This window comes from uncultured Rhodoblastus sp., from assembly GCF_903903185.1.
Classification (GTDB): domain Bacteria; phylum Pseudomonadota; class Alphaproteobacteria; order Rhizobiales; family Beijerinckiaceae; genus Rhodoblastus.
The window spans coordinates 1-4,960 of sequence record NZ_CAIUXT010000211.1 but is presented as its reverse complement, the minus strand read 5'-3'; the positions used below and the strand labels follow the sequence as shown (position 1 = coordinate 4,960).

The window sequence follows — 4,960 nt, the reverse complement described above, 5'->3', positions numbered from 1 at the left end:
GGTCGCTGGGATAACGCAACTTGTCGCGGTCGTATTTCGCCCGGTTCTCGCTCGTCCACATCGGCAGCCCCTCCCGAATCAGGCTGCTTTCCATGAATCACAAACGACTCGTGCGATTCAACTTCTTTTCGGACGGACACTTAGGTTAGATAGTAGATGGGAAGTACTTGCTCTCACTAGATTCATATTAGCGTTCATTGTTATGGTCGGGCACGAAAATTACTTTATCGACCTTTTAACTGGATGGAGTAAATTTGGCCTTTGGCTGAATCAAGGTTCGGCAGTTTTTGGTTTTTTGATTATATCTGGGTACTCCATTGCGGCCAGTTTAGATAGACAACCGGATGGTTTTTTCTGGCGGCGCGTCACGCGAATATACCCCACCTATATCGTCGCTATTGTGCTAGCTATTGCGGTTAGCTTCCTTTTAAAGGGAAAAATTATAGTTGCGACTGGTGACAATATTCCTCCGCCAACCTTTTTAGAGATTTTTAGTACAGTCTTTATGCTACAATCTTTTGTTTCTCGCCCGATACCTCTGGCGGGACAACTTTGGACCGTCGCAATTGAATGGTGGAACTACATTTTAGCGCCATATTTCGCAAAACTAAAAGCTATTCCGCTATACATATTTGGAGCCACCTCGTTGTTATACAATATCACAACGTGTCCACCGGATGCGTCGGTGTTAAAGTATGGCTTGGCGTTCATCGCCGTCAGTTGGTATTGGGTCTCGGGGTTTCTTTATTATAAACATAGGAAATCTCCAATAGGGTATGTAGTATTGTTTACTCCTGTAATAATGGCATCTGTATCAGGTACGTTTGTGGGGAGGGCTGTGATAATCGCTGTAGTAGCAATAGCGCTGTGTGAGGAATTGCCTGTAGGTCCAAAATTATCTATTATATTTCGCTGGCTTGGAGATATATCCTATCCTATTTATGCCTACCATGTCGCAGTAATATTCGGTCTTTATTCAATAGGAGTTCATTCGTCCGTAATATTAACATGCGTTGTTATTACGCTGTCAGCATTGTCGCTTCACTGGATCGAAAGGCCGATTCAAGGCATGATGAATAAAGTTAAGTTTCCGCTGATTGTCTTTTCTTACTACAAAAGCCGATTTCTAAACAGGAATCATAGTTGACCTGTGTGGATAGGTCCTTCCAAAAGCAGCGGCAACCGGATATCACGTTGGACAATCTTTGATTATTTGCGAGAACCACGTGAGGCGGTCGCAAGCCGCAACATATGATTATCCTGACTTTTTGCGTCGCTCCAATTGGTCCGCCAACTGTCGAAGCAAGTCAGGCGTCATGTCGTCCGGGTCGGATTTCGTCGGCTTGGCGAGGCCGCGAATGATTTCCGCCTGCCGATGCGCTGGAAGCTGGCCGTAACTGGAAAAAGTCGTCAGGCAATGTTCATGGCCGAGGTTTTGCGACCAGGCCTTGAATTGCTCGGTGTCGAGTTTGAGTTCGTAGGCCCGTTGAACCAGCGTGTTGCGAAAACTGTGCGGGTTGAAATAGGGCAGACCGACGCGCGCAAAGGCCTCCTTGAACAGCGCGCGGACGGGATGCGCGTTCGCCCAATGGTCGCGGGCAAGGCCGGCGGCGATAAAATGGAAGTCCGGTCCAGGCTCGACGCGCGATTTCGGGAAGATCGGATCGTTGGGGCCGAAATGCTTTTCAAGACGGAGGAAGTCCACCCAATCGACAACGATCTGCTTGATGGAATCGCCGACCGGGAAAAACCACGTCGAAAAAGTCTTGGCGCGCTTGGTTGCAACGTCCCGCGCATCCTGTTCCAGCAGTTCATGCTCCAGATCGATATGTTTGAGCTTGAAGGAGACGATGGCGCTGTCGCGGGCGCCCGTCAGGATGGCGAAGGCGACCAGCGCCCGGTCGCGGCGCTGGATTTCCGTTTCGGTCGGCATGGCCTCCAGCACGGCGCGGATTTGCTCCAGCGTCGGGCAAGGCCGGTGACGATGGGCCGAGGCGATTCGCGAGAGGTTTTCGGGCGGGTTGAAATATTCGGCGTTGGCGATTTTCAGGGAAGACCGATAATCATGCTCGCCGGCCAGCCAGACGAAGAACGCCTTGAGGTTGGCGAGCGTCGATTTGATGGTTGAGGCCGAGAGCGCGGCGCCAGTCCGCACGTTGGTTTGTTCCATCAAATGCGCCTTGAAACCGCGCGCCTGCTCAATGTGGAATTTCTTGAAATCCTTTCGGCGGTTGTAGTCGTCGAAGCGTTCGATGGCTTTCGCCACGGCGTCGAGCGAGGCCTCATCCCGGCCTTTGACCTCGGCGAGGAAGTGCAGGTAATGGCGCTTCATGCGCTCGTTTTCCGGGTGTCTTTTCGCGGTCATGATTTTTCCTCTTTCAAGTGGACATTCAGGGAGGGGTCGGGGCTATCGCATAGGCGTTGCTGTGCGGGGTGGCCTGCAACCTTCAGATCGCCGCTGGCGGCGGCGAGCGTGGCGGTTGTGGTGAAGCGATAGATCATCGACGCACAGACCGGGCAGAGGCCGGCCAGGAGGCCGGTCGTTGCCGTCTTGGGGATATATTCAACTTCGTCGAAGGCCGGGCGCTGGGGCGTCTGGCATCCCACGCAGAAGATTTCACCAGCGCGGCAGGGCTGCTTCTTGGGCTGGTGCGCTTGGAGAAATTCGCGCAAGTGCTTGCCGAGAATCAGGCGTGGGCGCTTGCGCACGACGAGGGGAAGGCCGGCGTCGATCCATCGGTTGATGCTGCGCTTGCTCACGTCCAGAAGCTTTGCGGCTTCCGAGACTTCGTAGCTCCGATGGATTTTGACGCGGCGGATGTTGTACCGCCTCGCCATGCGTCACCCGCCGTTTTCGATGAACGCGCGAATGTCTTCGACGCGCCAGGCGGTAATCCGGGCGCCGAGTTTTATCGGCTTGGGATAGCGCCCTTCCTTGACGCCCGCCCACCAAGTCGAGCGGCCCACAGGAATGGGGCCATTCGGCGCAAGGATGGCGCTGAGTCGCAAGAAGCCGGTTTGGGGGAGGTTTTGAAAAGCCGAATTGGGGCGCTGTTTGGCGCCGCCTTTGTCGTGAGCCAATTGTAGTCCTTTACGTCGTTTGGCGACGAGCCGGCATGATCAAAGCCTTTGACGGCTCCAAAAATGCCGAGTAGGTTTGGCCCGCTCCGTTCAGAGCGCGGGTTTCGACCCTACGAGCCGTGTTGACCCTGGCAGGGGTCGGCGCGGCTCTTTTAATCTCGTCTGCCTCAATGCCGTGAGGCGCGCAACGAACCATTGCGGTCCGGAGAGCAACTACGCCCCCGCTCGGTCGCCAAAGCAAGGACGTGAGCCCAAGATTTTTGAAATTTTAGCGGGGACAGAAACAATAAATTCGTTGCGAATCGATCTTCGCTTGGTCGGTATTTTTCGAAAAGCAATTTAAAAACAGAAGGTTGATATGGCCGCGCTATCGTTCGCAGTCAATTTTATTTTTTGTGATTTCAGGCTGACAACTTCACAACTATACCACCGCGACGCAATTCGTCGCACTTGTTGGCCCACCAATCCATCATGCTGATTCGCTCGTCCCAATATTCGGCGCGGGCATAAGCCTTGCGGATTTTGTTGCTCTCGACATGCGCCAATTGCGCTTCGATGGCGTCGGCGTTCCATTTGCCGCACTCGTTCAACAGCGAACTTGCCGCCGCGCGGAAGCCGTGGCCGGTCATGTCATCCTTGCCATAGCCGAGCCGCCGCAAGGCCGCATTGATCGTATTTTCCGACATGGCGCGGTCGGCGGAACGGACGCCGGGAAAGAGCAAGGCGCGATGGCCGGTAATGGCGTGAAGCTCTTTCAGGACGGCGACGGCTTGCGGGGCGAGCGGCACACGATGGGGCCTGCGCATTTTCATCCGGCCCGCCGGGATGATCCAAAGCCCGGCCTCAAGGTCGAATTCCGCCCAGAAGGCGTTGCGAAGCTCGCCGGGGCGGACAAAGGTCAAGGCCATCAATTTGAGGGCAGCGCGAACTTCCGGCGTTCCCTCGTAGTCTTCAATCGAGCGCAACAAGGCTCCGAAGGCGACGGGTTCGACAATCGCCGCCCGATGTTTGGTTTTTGGCGTGGTCAAGGCGCCGCGAAGCGCAAAGGTCGGATCGTTTTCAGCCCTGCCCGTGGCGATGGCATAGCGGAAAACCTCGCCGACGACGGCGCGCAACCGTCCCGCTGTCTCCAACTGCCCGCGCGCCTCAATGCGACGCAGCACGGCCAGCACGTCGGGCGAACTGATTTCAGTGACAGGACGCGGACCCAAGACCGGCATGGCGAGGCCAAGGAGCCAATCCAGCTTGCCCAAGGTGGTTTCGGCTTTGCCCTCGCGCCGCTTTTTGGCCAGAAGTTCTTCCGCGATGGCCGCGAACGTGTTGGCCGCTGCGACCATTTGCGCGGCTTTGGCCTGTTTTCTGGCTTGAGACGGGTCTTCCCCTTCGGCCAACAGCCGCTTGGCGCTCTCCCGCGCCTCTCGGGCGTCCTTGAGTCCAATTGCCGGATAGACGCCGATGGCCAGCGTCTTTTGCGACTCGTTGAACCGATAGGCGAGGCGCCAACGTTTCGCGCCATCGGGCGAAACCCATAATTGCAGACCGCCGCCGTCCGACAGCTTGATGATTTTCGCGCCGGGCTTGGCGTTGCGGATTTCCATTTCCGTCAGGGCCATGTTGGTATCTCGAAAGTTGGTATCGAAAATATTGGTATTGAGCGGATACCAACGATTATACCAACATTTGCAGCGGATACCAGCGCACCCTAATGGACGCCCTTGGACCCCAAACCCAACCTTTTCTTAGGTTTTTCAATGGGTTCCGGACGTTTTTGGACTGTCTTGGATGGGTGTTTGGTGCCCCTGGCCGGAATCGAACCAGCACTCCTTGCGGAACTCGATTTTGAGTCGAGCGCGTCTACCAATTCCGCCACAGGGGCATT

Annotated in this window: 5 protein-coding genes and 1 tRNA gene; 1 reads left to right on the top strand and 5 read right to left on the bottom strand. The window is 55.4% G+C overall.

Annotated features, from left to right (window positions below; translation table 11 throughout):
* The coding region (locus QZY01_RS18535) for an acyltransferase (protein ID WP_294540150.1) at nucleotides 1-1,147 on the top strand (1,147 nt) is incomplete at its 5' end.
* A 108-nt stretch (nucleotides 1,148-1,255) separates the two neighbouring features.
* On the opposite strand, the gene QZY01_RS18530 is transcribed toward QZY01_RS18535, so the two are convergent.
* The 5 genes from QZY01_RS18530 to QZY01_RS18510 all read right to left on the bottom strand — a co-directional run bounded on the left by QZY01_RS18530 (nucleotide 1,256) and on the right by QZY01_RS18510 (nucleotide 4,957).
* Complete coding sequence (locus QZY01_RS18530) at nucleotides 1,256-2,365, bottom strand: tyrosine-type recombinase/integrase (protein WP_294540147.1); 1,110 nt, start codon at nucleotides 2,363-2,365, stop codon at nucleotides 1,256-1,258.
* On the bottom strand, nucleotides 2,362-2,838 hold the full coding sequence (locus QZY01_RS18525; RefSeq protein ID WP_294540145.1) for a helix-turn-helix domain-containing protein: 477 nt from the start codon (nucleotides 2,836-2,838) through the stop codon (nucleotides 2,362-2,364). Before QZY01_RS18525 ends, QZY01_RS18530 begins: the two co-directional genes overlap by 4 nt.
* Nucleotides 2,839-2,841: 3 nt before the next feature.
* The gene (locus QZY01_RS18520) at nucleotides 2,842-3,081 is read right to left on the bottom strand and encodes an AlpA family phage regulatory protein (RefSeq protein ID WP_294540143.1); all 240 of its coding nucleotides are present in this window, start codon (nucleotides 3,079-3,081) and stop codon (nucleotides 2,842-2,844) included.
* Nucleotides 3,082-3,482: 401 nt separating this feature from the next.
* Nucleotides 3,483-4,694 carry an integrase arm-type DNA-binding domain-containing protein gene (locus QZY01_RS18515; protein ID WP_294540141.1) on the bottom strand — a complete coding sequence of 404 codons (1,212 nt, stop codon included), beginning with the start codon at nucleotides 4,692-4,694 and terminating at the stop codon, nucleotides 3,483-3,485.
* A gap of 178 nt (nucleotides 4,695-4,872) precedes the next feature.
* Nucleotides 4,873-4,957 (bottom strand) — tRNA-Leu (locus QZY01_RS18510).
* Between the last annotated feature and the right edge of the window lie 3 nt (nucleotides 4,958-4,960).

What these genes read in the sequence shown, in the direction of transcription:
- QZY01_RS18530 (WP_294540147.1), bottom strand. Translation starts at nt 2,365, where the DNA reads ATGACCGCGAAAAGACACCCGGAAAACGAGCGCATGAAGCGCCATTAC.
- QZY01_RS18525 (WP_294540145.1), bottom strand. Translation starts at nt 2,838, where the DNA reads ATGGCGAGGCGGTACAACATCCGCCGCGTCAAAATCCATCGGAGCTAC.
- QZY01_RS18515 (WP_294540141.1), bottom strand. Translation starts at nt 4,694, where the DNA reads ATGGCCCTGACGGAAATGGAAATCCGCAACGCCAAGCCCGGCGCGAAA.